Raw genomic sequence first — 18,864 nt, 5'->3', positions numbered from 1 at the left:
AAGAAAGAATTCGCAGGTCGGAGCGGCTCTCCAGGCCGGGCGAAACGGGCCCGTCACACACAAGCGGAGCCGCGCCCACCGGACCAAACATCCCGATATGTCGGGTTCCAGGCGTGCGACTTCCGCTACTCCGTTCGGATGCCGCGCCGGGGTTCCGGCCGAATCGGAAATTGATCAAGCGGTGGGCCGGCGGGGCCGCGGGTGATCAATTTCCGGCCGCCCGCGCATTCCTTCACCGAAATTTCGCGCACCGATCGGCAACCCGTATGGCGGACCGGTTCTTATGTGAATGGCGGACCGGCGCGAGCCGCAAAGCGGCCCGTGAAGAGGGCCGGGGCTGCCGCCTGCCGGGCGAAGCGCCGGGGCCTTCGGGGAGGGTCGGGTGCGGCGGCCCGACAACGGCTCGGTAGCCTGAGGCCGCTGACAGACACTTAGGGCGGCTTTATCCGTTGCCGCCACCCCGCTCGAGTCCAAGGAGTTGCCGCCGCCGTGAGCAGCAGCCTTCGACGCGGTGCCCTCGCCGCCGCCGCCATCGCGTTCTCGATCGCCTCGCTCTCCGCGTGCGGTGCCGGTCACAACGCCCAGTCGCTGGAGATCAAGCCGGACAACGCCGCGACGACGGTCGGTGACATCCAGATCCAGAACGCGGTCGTCATCACCCAGCCCGACCTGGAGTCGACGGGCCCGGCGGTGGTCTCCGCCACGCTGTTCAACAACGGCAGGTCGGACCAGACGCTCGAGTCCATCACCGTGGCCGGCACCGACAAGACCGCCGAGCTGAAGCCCGCCGAGGGCCGGAAGGGCGGCCTGACCGTCCCGGCCGGCGGCTCCCTGGTCGTGGGCGGCAAGGACAACGCCGCCGCCGTGCTGCCCAGCAGCCGCGAGGCGGTCCAGGACGGCAACGCGCAGAAGATCACCTTCACCTTCAGCGAGGCCGGCGAGGTGAGCCTGCGCGCCTTCGTCGTGCCCGCCGAGAGCTACTTCTCCGGCTGGGGCCCCAGCGACGCCCCCGCGGCGCCCGGCGCCTCCGCGGAGCCCTCCGAGGGCGCCTCCGGCGAGCCGTCCGACGGCGAGAGCCAGAACACCCCGGGCGACGGCGCCTCGTCCCCCGGCACCGGCGAGCAGAGCGGCGAGCCCTCGGGCGAGCCCACCGGCGAGGCGGACCCGACCGGCTCCGCCACCTCCGGCACCGCGCAGGGGACCGGCACGGGCACCGACGCCGGCCACTGAGCACCGTACGGACGAAGGGCGGGACCTCCGGGAGGTCCCGCCCTTCGCCGTGTCCGTGTAACGGCGTACGGCCTACGGCTCGAACTTGTAGCCGAGGCCGCGCACCGTCACCAGGTACCGGGGCGCGCCCGGGTCCGGCTCGATCTTGGCGCGCAGCCGCTTGACGTGGACGTCGAGGGTCTTGGTGTCACCGACGTAGTCGGCGCCCCAGACCCGGTCGATCAGCTGCATGCGGGTGAGCACGCGGCCCGCGTTGCGCAGCAGCATCTCCAGCAGGTCGAACTCCTTGAGCGGCAGGTCGACCTTGGTGCCGCCGACCGTCACCACGTGCCGGTCGACGTCCATGCGGACGGGACCGGCCTCCAGCGCGGCGGGCGTGACCTCCTCCGGCTCGCCGCGGCGGCGCAGTACGGCGCGGATGCGGGCGACCAGCTCGCGGGAGGAGAAGGGCTTGGTGACGTAGTCGTCGGCCCCTATCTCCAGCCCGACAACCTTGTCGATCTCGCTGTCCTTGGCGGTCACCATGATCACGGGAACGTTCGAGCGGCCGCGCAGCTGGCGGCAGACCTCGGTGCCCGGCAGGCCGGGCAGCATCAGGTCGAGGAGCACGAGGTCGGCGCCGTTGCGCTCGAACTCGTCGAGTCCGTCGGGGCCGGTGGTCGCGACGGCGACCTCGAAGCCCTCCTTGCGGAGCATGTACGACAGGGCGTCGGAGAAGGACTCCTCGTCCTCGACGACGAGCACACGGGTCACGGAAGGACCTCCGGGGCGGGAAGCGTTTCGTACGGGGAAGTATGGGGGGAAGAGGGGGACCCGCCGGGCTCGTCGTCGAGTCCGTCGTGGTCCGGCGTCCGCGGCGCGCGGTCGCGGGACAGGCCCGACTCCGGCAGCCGCAGGGTGAAGGTGGAGCCCTGGCCTTCGGCACTCCACACCGTGACCTCCCCGCCGTGCGAGGCGACCACGTGCTTGACGATGGCGAGACCCAGTCCGGTGCCCCCGGTGGCCCGGGAGCGGGCCGGGTCGACGCGGTAGAAGCGCTCGAAGACGCGCTCCTTGTCCCGCTCCGAGATGCCGATGCCCTGGTCGGTCACGGCGATCTCGATCAGGTCGCCGCCGGGCGCGCCCACCCTCCGGGCCGCTATGCCGACGCGGGTGCGGGCGGGCGAGTAGTTGACGGCGTTCTCGACGAGGTTGCCGAGGGCGGCGGCGAGCTGGCCGCGGTTGCCGCGTACGTGCAGATCCGCCGTTCCTCCGGCGGCCATGGTGATCTGCTTGGTGCCGGCCGCCTGCCGGCAGCGGTCGATGGCCTCGGCGACCAGCTCGTCCACGCGGACGGGCTCGGCGTCGTCGAGGGGGTCGTCGTTCTGCACCCGGGACAGGTCGATGAGCTCCTGCACCAGGTTGGTGAGCCGGGTGGCCTCGATCTGCATCCGCCCGGCGAACCGCTCCACGGCCTCCGGATCGTCCGCGGCGTCCATGACGGCCTCGGACAGCAGGGAGAGCGCCCCGACCGGGGTCTTCAGCTCGTGACTCACGTTGGCGACGAAGTCGCGCCGTACGGCCTCGATGCGGCGGGCCTCGGTGAGGTCCTCGACCAGCAGCAGCACCAGCCGGGACCCGAGCGGCGCGACGCGCGCGGAGACGGCCAGGGCCTCGCCCCGTCCGTTCCCGCGCCTGGGCAGGTCCAGCTCGACCTGCCGTATCTCCCCGTCCCGCCGGGTGTCCCGGGCCATCTGGAGCATCGGCTCCACGGCGAGCTTGCCGCCCCGGACCAGGCCGAGGGCGTACGCCGCCGAGCTGGCCTTGACCACGCCGTCGGCCTCGTCGAGGACCACGGCGGAGGAGCGGAGCACCGACAGGACGGTGTCCACCCCGGGCGGCAGCACGGGGTCGGTGTGCAGGGAGGTGCGGGTGGGGCGTTTCTGGTCGCGCTCGCTCCAGCGGAACGCCAGCATGGCGATGACACCGGTGAGTACTCCGGCGATCGCTGCCGCTGCGGCGACCGCCGCGTTCACGTCCATGTCTCCAGGTTAGGCATGCCGTACGTCCCCGCCCCAGCCATCGGGGTGCGACCTCGAACACTCGTCGCCCAGAGTTCACCTTGGAGCCAGTGTCGGTTCATTTGTGGTGCCGGAAACGGACGCGTACAGGCCGGAACGTGTAAGCGTGGGGGCACGGCGAGGGGTGCGAGCCGGTGCGAGCACGGTGCGAGCCAGTTCTTTGAGCCCCCTAAACGGACGTACGAGAGGGAACCCTGATGCGGGACGCGTACCACGAGGAACTTGATTCGATCGGTGACGGTCTGGTGGAGATGGCCCGGCTGGTCGGGTCGGCGATCGGACGCGCCACGACCGCGATCCTCGACTCCGACCTGAAGCTGGCCGAGGCCGTCATCGAGGCCGACCAGCGGGTCGACGAACTCCAGCACGAGCTGGAGGCCCGGGCGATAACCCTGCTGGCCCGGCAGCAGCCGGTGGCGACGGACCTGCGGATCGTGGTGACCTCGCTGCGGATGTCCGCCGACCTGGAGCGCTCGGGCGACCTGGCCCAGCACGTGGCCAAGCTGGCCCGGCTGCGCTACCCGGACCGCGCCGTCCCGCACGACCTGCACGCGACCATCCTGGAGATGGGGCAGCTCGCGCAGCGCCTGATGGCCAAGGCCGCCGAGGTCATCATCACCAAGGACGTCGACCTCGCCCTCCAGCTGGAGCAGGACGACGACGCGATGGACCTCCTCCACCGCACCCTCTTCCAGCACCTGATGGACGACCGCTGGAAGCACGGCATCGAGACCGCCGTGGACGTCACGCTGCTCGGCCGCTACTACGAGCGCTACGCCGACCACGCCGTCGCCGTCGCCAAGCGCGTCGTCTACCTGGTCACCGGGGAGCACGCCGACGACCTCCAGTCGGACAACATCCAGCCGACCACGCAGGTCGAGGGCGCCTGACCCGCGCGGGAGCACGGGGTCCGGGGCGCGGGGACGTACGGGCTCTCCCGGCCGGGGCTGGGGAGCGTACGGGCTCTACGGGCCGGGGCGCGCGGTGGTGCCCCAATGCGCCGTTGATGCGACGGCCGCCCGGGGCGTGCAATGGAGGCGGACACCGGCCTCCGGACGGAGGCAGGCACCGGCTTCCAGGAGGAACCATGGCCGACTCCACCGGCACGAGGCCCGACCCCGCCCAGGAGCGCCCCACCGAGCAGCCCACCGAGATCCGCGCGCTGCCCCTGGTCGCCGCCTGCGGCTGCGGTTCGGGCTGCGGCTGCGGCTGCCAGTCGGGCAACCCCTGCCAGTGCGGCTGACGGGGCGGCGGTGAGGTGCGGGGCGGCTCCGGGACGTCAGCCGGGCCGCCCGCACTCCTCATGGGTGCCGCGCCGTTCGACTTGAGTACGGGTACTCAGGCTCCCGAGCCGTCCGCGTCAGACCCTGGACACAGGAAGAAGACGCAGCCGCAGACGACCTCGGGAGATCGAGACCCCATGAAGAGCAGCCCGATACGCACCTTCGCCCGCCTCGCCGTCGCCAACCGCGTCTCGGGGATCTACCTCGGCCTGGTCGGCGGCGCGATGGCCGTGGCCGCGGCGGAGCCGCTGTTCGCGACCAACCCGGACGCGTCCCTGATCTGGGTCTGGCCCGCGCTGTTCACCTTCCCGGCCTTCGGTTTCGTGGCCTGGCTCGGCGAGGACGGCTGGGGCGGCGACGCGCCCGCGTGGTTCTTCATCGGCGGCATCGTCGTCTCGGCCCTGGTCCAGTCGCTGGCACTGGGTGCGGTGTGGCGCGGCCTGCGCGGCCGCCGCGGCGACCAGGGCAGCCGGGGGCGCCTCAGCGCGGCGAGCTGACCGCGACCGAGCCCCTGGGCCCGTCCGTCGGCGGATGGCAGAGTGGCCGCATGACGGCGACCGGGGGCACGACCGTGACGGTGGACGAGGTCGAGGAACTCGCGGCGGAGGCGCTGCGCTGGCTGATCGGTACGGCCCGGGAGGCGCCCGACGGCGGCCTCGCCTGGCCGGACCGCCCCTCGGACGACGACTCGGAGCCGATGCTCTACTTCGGGACCGCCGGCACCGTCCCCGTACTCCTGGAGGCGTGGCGGCACTTCGGCGACGACGCCTACGCCGACACCGCCCTGCGCGCGGCCCGCTCCCTCGCGCACCGCGTCGAGGACATCGAGGACGACTCCCTGTACTTCGGCCGCACCGGGCTCGCGCTCGTCCTGCGGACCGTGCAGGAGCAGCTCGGCGACGCGGCGTCCGGCGCGGCGGCCGACCGCGCGCTGGCCCTCGTCCGGTCCCGCTTCGACGGAACGCGCTGGGGCGCGCTCTTCGAGCTGATGGGCGGCAACGCGGGGATCGGTCTCGGGGCACTGCTCGCCGGGGACGAGGACCTCGCCGTACTGGCCATGGAGCCGTACCTGCGCACCGCCGAGCCCACCCCCGACGGCGTCCAGTGGGCCCACCGCCCGGACACCGAGGCCCGGCTGCACCACGTCTCGCACGGCTCGCTCGGCATCGCCCTGGCGCTGGCCAGGGTGGGCGCGGACACCGGCCGTGCGGACCTGACGGAGCTGGCGCTGGCGGGCGCGGCGGACTTCGTGGCGCGGGCCGAGCCGGAAACGGACGGCGGCGGGGAGACCGACGGGACGCGTCCGGGTCGAGGCTTGCTGGTCCGGCACTCCACCCCGCAGTACCTCCCCGACCTGATCGAGCCCTTCAGCTACGGCTGGTGCCACGGCCCGGCCGGCGACGCGCAGGCCTTCCGGCAGCTGCGGGACGTCACCGCCGACCCCGCCTGGTCCGCCCTCGCCGACCGCTGCTGGCACACGGTCACCCACTCCGGACTCCCCCGCCGGCTGCGCCCCGGCTTCTGGGACAACAACGGCCGCTGCTGCGGCACCGCGGGCGTCCTCGCCCTGGCCTGCGACCGCGTCGCCGAGGGGCTTGACCCGTACGCCCCGGAGGGCTTCGCCCACCTCCTGGCGACGGACCTGGCCGCCCGCGCGACCCGGGACGCGGACGGCGCCCGCTGGTCCAACGTCGAGCACCGGGCCACCCCGAGCGCGCTCGAACCGCGCGTGGGCTGGGCCATGGGCAACGCGGGCATCGTCCGCGAGCTCCTGCGCTTCGTACGCCTGACCCGCGGCGGCGACCCGCGCTACGCCTTCACATGGCCCGACCAGCCCGCCGTACCCGGGTGAGCCGGGCGCCCGATCGAACCGGACCACAATGATCGGGCGCCGCGGTGTGGCGCCCTGCCACGGTTGACGCAGGAAGGGAGGCCCCGTGATCTCGGCACTCAACCGCCTGGTCGACCTCGTCGAGGAGCACCTCACCGAGGAACTCGACGTCCCCGCACTGGCCGGGACGCTCGGCACGACCGAGTACCACCTGCGCCGGATGTTCTCGTCGCTGGCGGGCATGCCGCTGTCGGAGTACGTCCGCCGGCGCCGCATGACCGTCGCCGCGGCCGACGTCGTACGGGGCGAGGACGACCTGCTGAGCATCGCGGTCCGGCACGGATACGGGTCGACCGAGGCGTTCGGTCGCGCGTTCCGCTCGGTACACGGCGCCGCCCCGCGCGAGGTACGCCGTGCCGGAGGCCCCCTTCAGTCGCAACCGCAGCTCAGGTTCCGCCTGACCGTCGAAGGGAGCACCCCCATGGACACCCGTTTCGCCGACCGCCCCGCCTTCCGCCTGATCGGACACGCGACCCGCGTCCCCCTGATCCACGAGGGCGTCAACCCGCACATTCAGGAGCACATCGCGTCCCTGCCGCGCCAGGAGCACGCCCGCCTGAAGTCCCTGGGCGACACCGACCCCGCGGGCCTCCTCCAGGTCTGCGACGACCTCGCCCCCGACAGCGCGGAGGGCACCGACCTCACCTACCTGCACGGCGTCGCGGTCACCGGGGACACCCCGGCCCCCGACGACCTCGACGCCATCGAGGTCCCGGCCGGCCTGTGGGCGGTCTTCCGCACGTCGGGCCCCCACCCGGAAGCCCTCCAGACCGCCTGGGCGGCGACGGCCTCGGAGTGGTTCCCCTCCAACCCCTGGCGCCTGCGCCCCGGCCCGTCGATCGTGGCGATCCTGGACCGCGCGGAGGATTTCACGACGGCGACGTGCGAGCTGTGGCTGCCGGTGGAACCGGCCTGACCGATGAGTTCGGCGGCCGGTTCCCGTCCTACCTGGTGAGATCGAACCACCAGGCACTCCCGAACGGGCGGTACGCACCATGAACAAGCAGTTCACGGCAACCCTGCGCAAGAGCCCCGCCAAGGGCGGCTGGACCTACGTCGTCTGGCCCGAGTCGGCGGCCTTCTTCGGCACCCACGGCCTGGTCAAGGTCCGCGGCACCATCGACGGCCACCCCTTCCAGAGCTCCTTCATGGCCCTGGGCGACGGCACCCACAAACTGCCGGTGAAGGCGGAGGTGCGCAGGGCGATCGGGAAGGGGGAGGGGGATGAGGTGACGGTGCGGTTGGTGGAGCGGGTGGGGAGCTGAAGCAGCGCCGGCCCCTGGACGCGCTCCACCAAGTCATCACGCCCAGTGGGAAGATGCCCCGATGGGGATGACCGACGGCGGAGCCGCGCAGTACGTACGCTTCCAGTCACCGCACCGGAACAGCCGAGGCCATTTCACCGGTCTTTTCGGGCTCGTGAACAACCTGGCCCGGGCGGGAAGGCTCTCGGACGAGCAGGAGGCCTTCCGCCGCAGCAACAACACTTGGTACGACGCCGCCTACACCGACCCCTCAACGGTCGACCCCACCGTCTACGACGACGAGATCAACCCCGGAGCGGCGGCGTGGTTCAAGCCGTCGGCCGCCCATCTCCTCGCTCGTGTCCCCGGCTACCTGGAGATCCTTCGCGCCCACGGCGTCGCATGCCGGTCCCTGCGTTCGGCGGATCCGGGGCGGGTGATCTACGAGGACGACGTACAGATCGTGGTCGTCCCGTACAGCTCAGACCACGGGTGAGCGCGCTCCGTGTCGTTCGTAAAGGCGGTTCAACTGCCCGATCCAGAAGCGGGACTTCTCGTCCGCGGACGCACTCATCGGGAGCAGCCCCAGTTCCTTTGCCAACTGATAGAAGCCACTGCCGGCGTCGTTGACACCCAGGTAGATCACCAGGGCCGAGAGCATGACCGGCGGTTCCGAGGGCGCGAGCTCCTGATCACGCTCCACGATCAACCCCAGCAGATGCCCCATCGCGGCCCGCTCGTCCGCCCGCTCGAAGTCGAAGGCACGGCAACCGGTACGTCTGGCGAGTGTGACGTTGAGCTCGGTGTACGACGTGGTCGTGCGCAGCTTGGCCCGCTCGACGAGAAACCTGCGCCCGGCCTCCACGAGCTCGTCCCACTCACTGTCCGCACGCCCGTATCCAGCCATGCACTCCCCCTGCACCGCGTCGATCCCGTGAGCGAGAACGTACAGCGGTGCGGCGGGGCCGACAATCGCTCGATCGGCTGACCTGCACGGCAACCACGGGCCGGGGGGCCAAGAGCCAACGCCCCCGCCTGGCGCCGTTCGCACAGGTCGGGGGCGTGGTCACGTCCGCTACTTCTTCTTGCCCTGGTTCTTCACGGCCTCGATCGCCGCCGCGGCCGCGTCCGGGTCCAGGTACGTCCCGCCCGGGTTGAGGGGCTTGAACTCGGCGTCGAGTTCGTAGGTCAGCGGGATGCCCGTCGGGATGTTCAGGCCCGCGATGTCCGCGTCGGAGATGCCGTCGAGGTGCTTGACGAGGGCGCGCAGGGAGTTGCCGTGGGCGGCGACCAGGACCGTGCGGCCGGTGAGGAGGTCGGGGACGATGCTGTCGAACCAGTACGGCAGCATGCGGGCGACGACGTCCTTCAGGCACTCCGTCTGCGGGCGCAGCTCCGGCGGGAGGGTCGCGTAGCGGGCGTCGTCGAACTGGGAGTACTCGGCGTCGCGGTCCAGCGGGGGCGGCGGGGTGTCGTAGGAGCGGCGCCACAGCATGAACTGCTCCTCGCCGAACTCCGCGAGGGTCTGCGCCTTGTCCTTGCCCTGGAGGGCGCCGTAGTGGCGCTCGTTGAGGCGCCAGTGGCGGTGGACCGGGATCCAGTGGCGGTCGGCGGCCTCCAGCGCGAGCTGGGCCGTGCGGATCGCGCGCTTCTGGACGGACGTGTGCAGCACGTCGGGCAGCAGGCCGGCGTCCTTGAGCAGCTCGCCGCCGCGCGTCGCCTCCTTCTCGCCCTTGGGGGTGAGGTTGACGTCCACCCAGCCGGTGAACAGGTTCTTCTCGTTCCACTCGCTCTCGCCGTGGCGGAGGAGGATCAGCTTGTACGGTGCGTCGGCCATGGCTCCGAGCGTAATCGAACCCTCCGGCCGCCCGCGCGGGGCGCCCGCCGGTCGGACGGTTGACGGGAAGTGTTAATCCGGTGGCCTCCGGCGCCCCCGGGTTCGTAAGTTGTGCCTGCCGCTCCAGCCGCTTACACATCCACGGGGGTCCCATGTCCGTCGCCGGTCTCAGACGTGCCGGACGGGAGACCGTCTCCGGGCTCCCCCGAGAGTTCTGGTGGCTGTGGACCAGCACCCTGGTCAACCGCCTCGGCGCCTTCGTCGCCACCTTCATGGCGCTGTACCTGACCATCGACCGCGGCTACTCCGCCTCCTACGCCGGCCTGGTCGCCGCGCTGCACGGGCTCGGCGGCGTGGTGTCCTCGCTGGGCGCCGGCGTGATGACCGACCGGCTCGGGCGGCGGCCCACCCTGCTGGTGGCGCAGACCTCGACCGCCCTGTCCGTCGCGGTGCTCGGCTTCGTGCACCACCCGATCGCCATCGCCGCCGTCGCCTTCGTGGTCGGCATGGCCAGCAACGCCTCCCGGCCCGCCGTGCAGGCGATGATGGCGGACATCGTGCGGCCCGAGGACCGTATCCGGGCCTTCTCGCTCAACTACTGGGCCATCAACCTCGGTTTCGCGGTCTCCTCCATGGCGGCGGGGTTCATCGCCGAGGTCAGCTATCTCGCGGGCTTCCTGATCGAGGCCGGGATGACGCTCGTGTGCGCCGTCCTCGTCTTCGTGAAGTTGCCCGAGTCGCGGCCCGAGGCGCCGGCCGGCCCCGACGTCCTCGGCAAGGAACCGGCGGTGTCGCTCGGGACCGTGCTGCGCGACGGGCGGTTCATGAGCGTCGTCGGGCTGTCGTTCCTGGTGGCCGTGATCTTCCAGCAGGGGTATCTGGGGCTGCCGGTCGCCATGGGCGAGGCCGGGTTCACGCCCGCGGACTTCGGCATGGCGATCGCCGTCAACGGCATCCTGATCGTCGTACTCCAGATTCCCGTCACCCGGTTCATCGAGCACCGGGACCCGCGGCCGCTGCTCGTCGCCTCGTCCCTGCTGGCCGGATACGGCTTCGGGCTCACCGCCTTCGCCGGGTCGGTCGGGGTCTTCGCGCTCACCGTGTGCGTGTGGACGCTCGCCGAGATGGTCAACGCGCCGACCCAGACCGGGCTCGTCGTCCGCTTCTCGCCGGTGCACGGGCGCGGGCGCTACCAGGGCATGTACACCATGTCCTGGGCGGTCGCCGCGCTCGTCGCCCCGCTGATGTCCGGTTTCGTCATCGACCACTGGGGCGCCGAGTGGCTGTGGGGGATCTGCGCGGTCGTCGGCATGGTGGCGGCGGCCGGGTACTGGGCGCTGATGCGGGGCCTTCCGGCGGAGGCTCCGGAAGCTCCGGAGGTGGCGGTCGCGGCGAGCGCGGACGCCAAGGCGGAGGTCGCGACCACCGCCTGAGCGGCGCGCACGGCGCGAATGGGGCTCACTCGGCGTACGGGCTCACGGGGCGTACGCCGATACGCCCCCCGTCCGCGCACCCCCACCCGCGGACTCACGGATGCATCCGCGCCCCCTTCAGCACCTTGTCCACCGCGTTCCTCGGCCCGTACACCGCGAGCCCCACCAGGTCCAGCTCCGCCGTCGGGACGGCCCGTACCGCCGCCCGGTTGTCGCGGTCGTTGCCCGTGGCGAACAGGTCGGAGGTGAACAGGGCGCGGGGCAGGGCCCGTGACAGCACGCGCGCGTGGGCGTTCGTCAGCGTCTCCTTCGTGCCCTCGAAGACCAGGACCGGCTGGCGGAACATCGGCAGGTAGCCGACCGCGTCCGCGTCCTCGTACGGCTCCCCGACCACCTCGGGGAACTGCGCGCCCAGGCCGCTGACGAGGAAGGCGGTGACGTTCAGGCGCTGCCAGGTCTCCAGGTCCTCGCGCAGCAGGACGGCGATCTTGGTGTCGAAGCGGACAGGGGCCCCGGGGGCTGCGTCGTGCGTGCTCATACCGTGAGACTGCCGACCCGCACCCCGCGCGGTCTTGTACGTTTTTTGCATGGCAGGGCGGCGGAGCGACCAGCGGAGCGTGTCCGCCTGGCGACCACGCGTCCCGGGCGTCGTCGAGGTCTTCCACGCGCACTACACCGAGTACGCCTATCCGATGCACGTGCACGACGCGTGGACGCTGCTGATCGTCGACGACGGGGCCGTACGGTACGACCTGGACCGGCACGAGCACGGCACCCCGCACGACACGGTGTCGCTGCTGCCCCCGCACGTGCCGCACAACGGCTCCCCCGCGACGCCGGACGGCTTCCGCAAGCGGGTCCTGTACCTGGACGCCTCCCGGCTGGGCGACGAGCTGATCGGGCCCGCGGTCGACGCCCCGGACCTGCGCGATCCGCTGCTGCGGCGCCGGGTCGGCCGGCTGCACACCGCGCTCGCCCGGCCCGGCGACGAGCTGGAGGCGGAGAGCCGGCTGACGTTCGTCGGCGAGCGGCTGCGGTCCCATCTGGCGCCCCGGCACGAGGCGGGCGCCGCGCGCCGGGACCCCGCCCTCGCCAGGCGGCTGCGGGAGCTGCTGGACGAACGGATCGTCGAGGGCATCGGCCTCGCGGAGGCGGCCGCGCTGGTGCCGGCCCATCCGGCGCACCTGGTACGGGCGTTCAGCGGCGCCTACGGCATCGCCCCGCACCAGTACCTGATGTCCCGCCGGGTCGACCGGGCACGGCGGCTGCTGCTGGCGGGCACCTCACCGGCGGACGTCGCGGGCGCCACCGGCTTCTACGACCAGGCCCACCTGACCCGGCACTTCAAGCGTCTGGTGGGGGTCACGCCGGGGCGCTACCGCGGCAGCGGAGGACGCTGAGCGGGCGTCACTTGCCGCCGCGCTCGATCAGGTGCTGGAACGCCTCCAGGTTCCGCGTGGACTCCCCGCGCGCGGTGCGCCACTCGTGCTCCTTGCGGATGGCGGACGCGAAACCCAGCTCCAGCAGGGTGTTGAAGGCGCCGTCCGCGGCCTCCAGGACCTGGCCGAGGAGCCGGTCGATCTCGTCGGCGGTGACGGCGGCCAGCGGGAGCTTCGCGGTGACGTAGATGTCGCCGAGGCGGTCGACGGCGTAACCGACGCCGTAGAGCTTGAGGTTGCGCTCCAGCAGCCAGCGGTGGACGGCCGGTTCGTTCTCGTCGGGGTGGCGGACGACGAAGGCGTTGAGGGAGAGGGAGTGGCGGCCCACGAGGAGCGACACGGTCGTCGACAGCTTGCGGATGCCGGGGAGTTTGACGACGTAGTTGCCCGGTTCGGGGCTGTCCCACTCGACCTCGGCGTCCCCCAGCGCCGCCTCGATCACCTCTGCCGTCGTCCCGCGCGCGTCAGCCATGGTGCGAGCGTACGCGACGGCGGTGGGACTGGATCGCGGCCGTGTAGACGTCGGCCGTGGCGGCGGCGGCGCTCTCCCAGCCGAAGGACTGGGCGTGGCGGGCCGCGGCGTCGCCCATCTTCGGCGTCAGTTCCGGGTTGTCGGCGAAGTCGGCCAGTACGCGCGCGTACGCGGCGGGGTCGTGGCCCCGGACGAGGCGCCCGGTGACCCCGTCCCGCACGGCGACCGGCAGGCCGCCGACCGCCGCCGCGAGCACCGGCGTGCCGGCCGCCTGGGCCTCGATGGCGACCAGGCCGAAGGACTCGCTGTACGAGGGCATGACGAGCACGGACGCGGCACGGAACCAGTCGGCGAGCTGCTCCTGGCCGACGGGCGGCCGGAAGCGCACGACGTCGGCGATGCCGAGGCGCGCGGCGAGCTTCTGCAGGCCCTCCGGCTTGGCGAGGCCGCTGCCGCTGGGGCCGCCGACGACCGGGACGACGACGCGGGAGCGCAGCTCGGGGCGTTCGTCGAGGAGTACGGCGACGGCGCGCAGCAGCACGTCGGGGGCCTTGAGGGGCTGTATGCGGCCCGCGAAGAGCGGGATCAGCGCGTCCTGGGGCAGGCCGAGGCGGGCGCGGGCGGCGGCGCGGGCGTTGCCGCTGCGGTCCGGGCCGGGGACGGCGCCCTTGGGGAAGGGTCGGAAGCGGTCCAGGTTCACGCCGGGGTGGACGACGGCGACCTTGGCGGGGTCGGCGGCGTAGTGGCGGACGAGTTCGTCGGCCTCCTCGGCGGTGTTGGCGATGAGGCGGTCGGAGGCGGAGACGATCTGGGTCTCGCCGATGACGCGGGCGGCCGGCTCGGGGGTGTCGCCCTCGGCCAGGTTGGCGTTCTTGACCTTGGCCATGGTGTGCATGGCGTGCACGAGGGGGGCGCCCCAGCGCTGGGCGGCGAGCCAGCCGACGTGCCCGGAGAGCCAGTAGTGCGAGTGGACGAGGTCGTAGTGGCCGGGGCGGTGGCCGGCCCACGCCTGCATGACGCCGTGGGTGAAGGCGCACAGCTGCGCGGGCAGCTCCTCCTTGGCCAGTCCCTCGTAGGGGCCGGCGTCGACGTGGCGGACCAGGACGCCGGGGGCGAGCTGGACGGACGGCGGGAGTCCGCCGGCCGTGGCCCGCGTGAAGATCTCGACCTCGATGTTGATCGCGGCGAGGCGCTGCGCCAGTTCCACGATGTACACGTTCATGCCGCCGGCGTCGCCGGTGCCGGGCTGGTGGAGCGGTGAGGTGTGCACGGAGAGCATGGCGACCCGGCGGGGCCTGCGCAGCAGCCGGAGCCGCGGGGAAGCCGCCGGTGAGCGGCGCCCGAGCCTGCTGACGTACTGGCTCACGAGCCACTCCTCCTCGCTGCGGGCATGCCGATCGAAGGGCACACGTCACCCTCCAGGAGGCGGAAACACCGGATCGGTCCGCTCCATTTCCGGTTTCCCGACCTTTGCCGAATCATTACCGCTGGTCGCTCAACCGTTCGAGCACCGGGCGCGTGCCGATCCCGCGGGCCTCGCCGGGACCCGTGGACCGCCCCTCCGCCTACGCGCCCAGCGCCCCGACCCCCCGCGTCCAGGCCGCGTCCAGGTCCGCGTCCGCCGGGAACCGGCCGTGGATCTCCAGGACCACCATGCCGTGCGCGAACGCCCAGAAGGAGCGGGCCAGGTCCTGCTCCCCGCCGCAGACCCGCATCAGCGGCGCGGCGGCCCGGTCCTCCAGGCCGGCCGGCAGGGACGCGCGGGGCAGCGGCCGCTCGGTCATCAGGCAGTACAGGTGGGGATGGGCCAGCGCGTAGGCGCGGTACGCCCGCGCCAGCCCGGTCAGCGAGCCGGGCTCCCGCGCCTCGGCGGCCTCCATGGCCTCCGCCGCGCCGGTGAGCGCCTGCACGACCAGCTCGGTCTCCACCGCCTCCTTGTCCGGGAAGTGCTTGTACAGGGAGGGGGCCTTGATGCCGAGGCGGTCGGCGAGCGCCCGCAGGGTGAGCGCGGCGGGCCCGGACTCCTCCAGGAGGGTGCGGGCGGCGGCGACGATCTCCCGGGCCCGGGGGGACAGACGGTCGGCCACGCTGGCGGCCCTCCTTGGTGCGCGTTCCACAGCCGGTGACTCCACCCCAACCTAGGGCTAACGTCGTTAGCCGTCAAATGCGGAGGTCCACGCCCGCCGCCCCGCCGCATACCCTCGTACGCATGCCACCACCCCGCGCCCCCCGCCCCCTGGGCACGGTCACGCGCGGGACCACCAACCCGAACCGGCTGCGCCGCATGGACCGCTGGATCGTGGCCACGCACGGCGCCGAACTGCGGCGCGCCGCCGACCCCGTCGCGGTCGACCTCGGTTACGGCGCGGCCCCCTGGACGGCCGTCGAGCTGCTGCACCGCCTGCGCACCGTCGCCCCGCACGCGCGCGTGGTGGGCGTCGAGATCGACCCGGCGCGGGTGGCGGCGGCCGAACCGTACGCACGCGCGGGGCTCGTCTTCCGGCACGGCGGCTTCGAGGTGCCCGTCTCCCCGGCGCCGTCGCTGATCCGCGCGGCGAACGTGCTGCGCCAGTACGACGAGGAGGAGGTCGCCGACGTCTGGCGGCGCCTGTGCGCGCGGCTCGCGCCGGCGTCGGAGGGCTCGCGCGGAGGGCTGCTGGTGGAGGGCACCTGCGACGAGATCGGACGCCGGCACGTGTGGGTGGCGCTGGGTCCCGAGGGTCCGCGCACGGTCACCCTCGCGACCCGGCTCGGCTCCCTGGACCGCCCCTCCGACCTGGCCGAGCGGCTGCCCAAGGCGCTCATCCACCGCAACGTGCCCGGCGAGCCGGTCCACGCCTTCCTGCGCGACTTCGACCGCGCCTGGGCCGCCGCCGCGCCCTACGCCTCCTACGGCGCCCGACAGCGCTGGATGCGGGCGGTGCGCGACCTGACGGCCGACTGGCCGGTGACGGACGGTCCGGCGCGCTGGCGGCAGGGCGAAGTGACGGTGCGCTGGCAGGCGTTGGCGCCGCGCGCCTGATCTTCCCCGGCGGGGAACGATCTCCGTGCCGTGTTCGTCACACTGCCGGGGCCTCTGTCGCTTTCCGCGCCGGCATGGCACGATCCCCCGAACGCTAAGTTACTGACGGTTAACCACTTGGGGGGCGAGGTATGCGTACGGGGAAGCATGGCTTGATGACCGCTGCCGTGACCGTGGTCTGCGCGGTCACCGTGCTCGCGGCACCGGGCACCGCGTTGGCGGACCCCGGCCCCTCGCCGTCGCCCGGCCCGCCCGGCGCCTCCGCCTCCGCCTCCGCCTCACCCGCCCCGGACCCCGGGCGCGGAAAGGACCTGGAGGCGGTGCGCAAGAAGCTCGACTCGCTCTACCGCGCCGCCGCCTCGGCCACCGACGAGTACAACGCCGCCGAGGAGAAGGCGGAGAAGCAGAACGCCCAGATCGTCGAGCTGGCCAAGAAGATCGTCGAGGGCCGGGAGAAGCTGGACCGGCTCAAGGACCGCGCGGGTGCCGCGGCCCGCGCCCAGTACCGCACCGGCGGCCTGCCCGACGAGGCCAAGCTGATGCTCAGCGAGGACCCCGGCGAGTTCCTCGACGGCAGCGGCCGGGTGCTCCAGGGCCAGCGCGCGACCAAGGGCCTGATCGGCGAGCTGACCCGGGCCCAGGACGACCTGGAGAAGTACTCGGCGGACGCCAAGGCCCGCTTCACCAAGCTGGAGGCGAACCGCAAGGCCAAGGCCACCGCCCAGAAGAAGATCGAGAAGCAGATCGCGGCGGCCGAGAAGCTGGAGTCCGAGCTGGCGAAGGAGGAGAAGGAGCGCCTCGCCCGGCTGGAGCGCGAGGCCCAGGCCAAGGCCCAGACCGCCTGGCTGGACTCCGGCATCCTCCAGGACCTCGACCGCGCGGCCACCGAGCGGGGCAGGAAGGCCGTCGAGTACGCCACCGCCCAGATCGGCAAGCCGTACCAGTGGGGCGCCGAGGGCCCGAAGTCCTACGACTGCTCCGGCCTGACCTCCCAGGCGTGGATCGCGGCCGGGCAGACGATCCCCCGCACCTCGCAGGAGCAGTGGCGGCAGCTGAAGCGGGTCGACGTCGCGGACATGCGTCCCGGCGACCTGATCATCTACTTCGACGACGCGAGCCACGTCGGCATGTACGTCGGCGACGGCTCCGTCGTGCACGCCCCGCGCCCCGGGCGGTTGATCACCATCGCCGGAGCGGGCACGATGCCGATCCTCGGCGTGGTCCGGCCGGACTCGGCGGACCCCGGACGGTGACGCGGGCCACCTGCCGAGCGCCGGGGCGTGAAGCGGGCCACGTGACCCACTCCACGCCCCGCGCGCCGTCCGCGTGACGTTCGTCATCCCCGGTCGGGGGGCGAGGTGTCCAACTGCGGCCGATAACGCGGCATATGACAGTGGCCGATGGCGGACCGGCGTGCGCCGGCCCATTCCGCAGCGGCGCCGTCACCCGTTATGGTCCCCGTCGGTGGGTCGAGGTCCCTCGCCCCGCCATGCCCTCGGGGGGAGGGAAGGAAACCAAGACGATGCCCGTACCCGTACCGCGGCAGAGGGCGATCCCGGCCGTGGAGTGCGGTCAGGCGCCCGCCGCGTCTCCGGACAGCGGCCCTTCCAAGGAACAGGCCGCGCCCGGGACCCACCCGGCCGACAACCCCACCACCCGGCGAGAGAACACCACGGACGCACACGACAGGCCCGCGGGCCGACGTGGGAGCACCATCCCCACGAACCTGACGCTGCTGCTGATCGAGGACGATCCGGCGGGCTCGCCGCTGGTGCCCGACCTGATCGACCAGACCGGCAAGCCGATCCGCGTCCGCACCGCCCGCAACCTCACCGAGGCCGAGCGGCTGCTGACCGACGACGTCCACTGCATCCTGCTGGACCTCGCCCTCTCGGCCCCCGCCCCGGCCCGCCCGACCACGGACACCGACGGCGACGGGGACGGCGACGGCCACGACGAGCTGGCGGTGCTCCGGCACGTGCTGGAGCTGGCGCCCCGGCACGCCGTGCTCGCGCTCACCTCGTCCAGCGACGCCGAGCGCGGCGCGGAGGCCGTGGCGGTCGGCGCGCAGGACTACCTGTTCCGCGACGAGCTGGACGGCCGCCTGCTGAGCCGCGCCATCCGGTACGCCGTGGAGCGCAAGCGGTCCGACTCGGCCGAGCGGCGCCTGGCCGAGGGCCGGCTGCGGGCGCAGGAGAACCGGCGTCTCGAGCGCGGCCTGCTGCCGACCCCGCTGCTCGCGGGCTCCTCGCTGCGCTTCGCCGCCCGCTACCGCCCCGGCCGTTCCCGGGCGCTGCTCGGCGGTGACTTCTACGACGTCGTGCGCACCCCGGACGGCACCGTGCACGCCATGATCGGCGATGTCTGCGGGCACGGCCCGGACGAGGCGGCGCTCGGCGTGGAGCTGCGCATCGCGTGGCGGGCGCTGACGCTGGCGGGGCTCTGCGGCGACGAGCTGCTGGGCACCCTCCAGCAGGTTCTGGAGCACGAGCGGGCCGACGACGAGATCTTCGCGACGCTGTGCGCGGTGGACATCTCCCCGGACGGCCGCCGGGCCGGGCTGTGCCTCGCCGGGCACCCGTCCCCGCTGGTCGCCGCTCCGGGCAGGCCGGCGCGGCTGCTGCCGTACGACAACAACGGCCCGGCGCTGGGCCTGCTGCCGGGTGCCCGCTGGCCCCGGATGCAGGTGGACCTGGGTGCCGAGTGGAGCCTGATGCTCTACACCGACGGCCTGATCGAGGGCCACGTCGGCGGGGGCCGGGAGCGGCTGGGCCAGGACGGCATGGTGGAGATGGTCCGCCGCCAGCTCGCCGCGGGCCTCCAGGGCGAGCAGTTGCTGCGGGCGACGGTCAACGAGGTCCGCGAGCTGAACGGCGGCGAGCTGGCCGACGACGTGGCGGTGGTCCTGCTGGACCGGACGGCGGAGGCCGCCCGGTCCCGGTGACCGCGGGCC

Annotated in this window: 21 protein-coding genes; 13 read left to right on the top strand and 8 right to left on the bottom strand. The window is 73.0% G+C overall.

Annotated elements, in window-relative coordinates; translation table 11 throughout:
- The first annotated feature begins 489 nt into the window (after positions 1-489).
- On the top strand, positions 490-1,230 hold the full coding sequence (locus tag IE108_RS32285) for a copper chaperone PCu(A)C domain-containing protein (protein WP_064728579.1): 741 nt from the start codon (positions 490-492) through the stop codon (positions 1,228-1,230).
- Between the two features lie 72 nt (positions 1,231-1,302).
- Here IE108_RS32285 and phoP read toward each other — a convergent pair whose 3' ends face one another.
- Both phoP and phoR read right to left on the bottom strand, forming a co-directional pair.
- Positions 1,303-1,974, bottom strand: a complete 672-nt coding sequence (phoP, locus tag IE108_RS32280) for a two-component system response regulator PhoP (RefSeq protein WP_465270560.1) — start codon at positions 1,972-1,974, stop codon at positions 1,303-1,305.
- A 5-nt stretch (positions 1,975-1,979) separates the two neighbouring features.
- Entirely contained in the window at positions 1,980-3,251 is a 1,272-nt protein-coding gene (gene phoR, locus IE108_RS32275; protein WP_064728580.1) for a two-component system sensor histidine kinase PhoR, read from the bottom strand.
- 236 nt (positions 3,252-3,487) lie between these two features.
- Between phoR and phoU the strand changes: the two genes are divergently transcribed.
- The 7 genes from phoU to IE108_RS32240 all read left to right on the top strand — a co-directional run bounded on the left by phoU (position 3,488) and on the right by IE108_RS32240 (position 8,204).
- Positions 3,488-4,180: a phosphate signaling complex protein PhoU gene (gene phoU / locus IE108_RS32270; protein WP_064728581.1), complete on the top strand. Its 693-nt coding sequence runs from the start codon at positions 3,488-3,490 to the stop codon at positions 4,178-4,180.
- Positions 4,181-4,377: 197 nt separating this feature from the next.
- Positions 4,378-4,533: a hypothetical protein gene (locus IE108_RS32265; RefSeq protein ID WP_189397817.1), complete on the top strand. Its 156-nt coding sequence runs from the start codon at positions 4,378-4,380 to the stop codon at positions 4,531-4,533.
- A gap of 177 nt (positions 4,534-4,710) precedes the next feature.
- Complete coding sequence (locus IE108_RS32260) at positions 4,711-5,070, top strand: SCO4225 family membrane protein (RefSeq protein WP_064728582.1); 360 nt, start codon at positions 4,711-4,713, stop codon at positions 5,068-5,070.
- A gap of 50 nt (positions 5,071-5,120) precedes the next feature.
- On the top strand, positions 5,121-6,425 hold the full coding sequence (locus tag IE108_RS32255) for a lanthionine synthetase LanC family protein (protein WP_064728583.1): 1,305 nt from the start codon (positions 5,121-5,123) through the stop codon (positions 6,423-6,425).
- An 85-nt stretch (positions 6,426-6,510) separates the two neighbouring features.
- Complete coding sequence (locus tag IE108_RS32250) at positions 6,511-7,380, top strand: AraC family transcriptional regulator (RefSeq protein ID WP_064728584.1); 870 nt, start codon at positions 6,511-6,513, stop codon at positions 7,378-7,380.
- A 79-nt stretch (positions 7,381-7,459) separates the two neighbouring features.
- A complete protein-coding gene (locus tag IE108_RS32245) occupies positions 7,460-7,729 on the top strand; it encodes a DUF1905 domain-containing protein (protein ID WP_064728585.1) in 270 nt (89 codons plus the stop codon).
- A gap of 61 nt (positions 7,730-7,790) precedes the next feature.
- On the top strand, positions 7,791-8,204 hold the full coding sequence (locus IE108_RS32240; protein WP_064728586.1) for a hypothetical protein: 414 nt from the start codon (positions 7,791-7,793) through the stop codon (positions 8,202-8,204).
- Here the strand turns inward: IE108_RS32240 and IE108_RS32235 are convergent.
- Together IE108_RS32235 and IE108_RS32230 are read right to left on the bottom strand one after the other, a co-directional pair.
- Positions 8,190-8,615: a hypothetical protein gene (locus IE108_RS32235; RefSeq protein WP_189397816.1), complete on the bottom strand. Its 426-nt coding sequence runs from the start codon at positions 8,613-8,615 to the stop codon at positions 8,190-8,192. The two genes, IE108_RS32240 and IE108_RS32235, sit on opposite strands and share 15 nt — an antisense overlap.
- 168 nt (positions 8,616-8,783) lie before the next feature.
- Complete coding sequence (locus IE108_RS32230; RefSeq protein WP_064728587.1) at positions 8,784-9,545, bottom strand: phosphoglyceromutase; 762 nt, start codon at positions 9,543-9,545, stop codon at positions 8,784-8,786.
- A 152-nt stretch (positions 9,546-9,697) separates the two neighbouring features.
- Here IE108_RS32230 and IE108_RS32225 point away from each other — a divergent pair, with 152 nt between their 5' ends.
- Complete coding sequence (locus IE108_RS32225) at positions 9,698-10,978, top strand: MDR family MFS transporter (RefSeq protein WP_064728588.1); 1,281 nt, start codon at positions 9,698-9,700, stop codon at positions 10,976-10,978.
- Positions 10,979-11,072: 94 nt separating this feature from the next.
- Here the strand turns inward: IE108_RS32225 and IE108_RS32220 are convergent, their stop codons facing one another.
- Positions 11,073-11,516 carry a DUF2000 domain-containing protein gene (locus IE108_RS32220; RefSeq protein ID WP_064728589.1) on the bottom strand — a complete coding sequence of 148 codons (444 nt, stop codon included), beginning with the start codon at positions 11,514-11,516 and terminating at the stop codon, positions 11,073-11,075.
- A 49-nt stretch (positions 11,517-11,565) separates the two neighbouring features.
- Here IE108_RS32220 and IE108_RS32215 point away from each other — a divergent pair, with 49 nt between their 5' ends.
- Positions 11,566-12,378, top strand: coding sequence for an AraC family transcriptional regulator (locus tag IE108_RS32215; protein WP_064728590.1), 813 nt, complete (start codon positions 11,566-11,568; stop codon positions 12,376-12,378).
- A 7-nt stretch (positions 12,379-12,385) separates the two neighbouring features.
- Here IE108_RS32215 and IE108_RS32210 read toward each other — a convergent pair whose 3' ends face one another.
- From IE108_RS32210 to IE108_RS32200, 3 genes are all read right to left on the bottom strand, one after another.
- Complete coding sequence (locus tag IE108_RS32210; protein ID WP_064728591.1) at positions 12,386-12,889, bottom strand: type III secretion system chaperone family protein; 504 nt, start codon at positions 12,887-12,889, stop codon at positions 12,386-12,388.
- Positions 12,882-14,255 (bottom strand): D-inositol-3-phosphate glycosyltransferase, encoded by a 1,374-nt coding sequence (mshA, locus tag IE108_RS32205; RefSeq protein WP_064731831.1) that lies wholly within the window; start codon positions 14,253-14,255, stop codon positions 12,882-12,884. The genes IE108_RS32210 and mshA overlap by 8 nt, the downstream gene beginning before the upstream one ends.
- Positions 14,256-14,454: 199 nt before the next feature.
- Entirely contained in the window at positions 14,455-14,976 is a 522-nt protein-coding gene (locus IE108_RS32200) for a TetR/AcrR family transcriptional regulator (protein ID WP_229852579.1), read from the bottom strand.
- 149 nt (positions 14,977-15,125) lie between these two features.
- On the opposite strand from IE108_RS32200, the gene IE108_RS32195 reads away from it, so the two are divergent.
- From IE108_RS32195 to IE108_RS32185, 3 genes are all read left to right on the top strand, one after another.
- Complete coding sequence (locus tag IE108_RS32195; protein ID WP_064731833.1) at positions 15,126-15,911, top strand: class I SAM-dependent methyltransferase; 786 nt, start codon at positions 15,126-15,128, stop codon at positions 15,909-15,911.
- A 131-nt stretch (positions 15,912-16,042) separates the two neighbouring features.
- Positions 16,043-17,164 (top strand): C40 family peptidase, encoded by a 1,122-nt coding sequence (locus IE108_RS32190; RefSeq protein WP_107420205.1) that lies wholly within the window; start codon positions 16,043-16,045, stop codon positions 17,162-17,164.
- 269 nt (positions 17,165-17,433) lie between these two features.
- Entirely contained in the window at positions 17,434-18,855 is a 1,422-nt protein-coding gene (locus IE108_RS32185) for a PP2C family protein-serine/threonine phosphatase (protein ID WP_064728592.1), read from the top strand.
- The last annotated feature ends 9 nt before the right edge of the window (positions 18,856-18,864 follow it).

Origin of the sequence: Streptomyces parvulus (assembly GCF_014648855.1) — a bacterium.
Classification (GTDB): Bacteria; Actinomycetota; Actinomycetes; order Streptomycetales; family Streptomycetaceae; genus Streptomyces; species Streptomyces parvulus.
The sequence above is the reverse complement of the archived record's forward strand: the minus strand, read 5'-3'. Positions and strand labels throughout refer to the sequence as shown.

Excerpts from the sequence above, each read along its gene's own strand:
- IE108_RS32215 (WP_064728590.1), top strand. The coding sequence starts at position 11,566 with ATGGCAGGGCGGCGGAGCGACCAGCGGAGCGTGTCCGCCTGGCGACCA.
- IE108_RS32185 (WP_064728592.1), top strand. The coding sequence starts at position 17,434 with ATGCCCGTACCCGTACCGCGGCAGAGGGCGATCCCGGCCGTGGAGTGC.
- phoU (WP_064728581.1), top strand. The coding sequence starts at position 3,488 with ATGCGGGACGCGTACCACGAGGAACTTGATTCGATCGGTGACGGTCTG.
- IE108_RS32255 (WP_064728583.1), top strand. The coding sequence starts at position 5,121 with ATGACGGCGACCGGGGGCACGACCGTGACGGTGGACGAGGTCGAGGAA.
- IE108_RS32235 (WP_189397816.1), bottom strand. The coding sequence starts at position 8,615 with ATGGCTGGATACGGGCGTGCGGACAGTGAGTGGGACGAGCTCGTGGAG.
- IE108_RS32210 (WP_064728591.1), bottom strand. The coding sequence starts at position 12,889 with ATGGCTGACGCGCGCGGGACGACGGCAGAGGTGATCGAGGCGGCGCTG.
- IE108_RS32240 (WP_064728586.1), top strand. The coding sequence starts at position 7,791 with ATGGGGATGACCGACGGCGGAGCCGCGCAGTACGTACGCTTCCAGTCA.
- IE108_RS32265 (WP_189397817.1), top strand. The coding sequence starts at position 4,378 with ATGGCCGACTCCACCGGCACGAGGCCCGACCCCGCCCAGGAGCGCCCC.
- IE108_RS32230 (WP_064728587.1), bottom strand. The coding sequence starts at position 9,545 with ATGGCCGACGCACCGTACAAGCTGATCCTCCTCCGCCACGGCGAGAGC.
- IE108_RS32245 (WP_064728585.1), top strand. The coding sequence starts at position 7,460 with ATGAACAAGCAGTTCACGGCAACCCTGCGCAAGAGCCCCGCCAAGGGC.
- phoR (WP_064728580.1), bottom strand. The coding sequence starts at position 3,251 with ATGGACGTGAACGCGGCGGTCGCCGCAGCGGCAGCGATCGCCGGAGTA.
- IE108_RS32220 (WP_064728589.1), bottom strand. The coding sequence starts at position 11,516 with ATGAGCACGCACGACGCAGCCCCCGGGGCCCCTGTCCGCTTCGACACC.
- IE108_RS32190 (WP_107420205.1), top strand. The coding sequence starts at position 16,043 with ATGCGTACGGGGAAGCATGGCTTGATGACCGCTGCCGTGACCGTGGTC.
- IE108_RS32225 (WP_064728588.1), top strand. The coding sequence starts at position 9,698 with ATGTCCGTCGCCGGTCTCAGACGTGCCGGACGGGAGACCGTCTCCGGG.
- IE108_RS32260 (WP_064728582.1), top strand. The coding sequence starts at position 4,711 with ATGAAGAGCAGCCCGATACGCACCTTCGCCCGCCTCGCCGTCGCCAAC.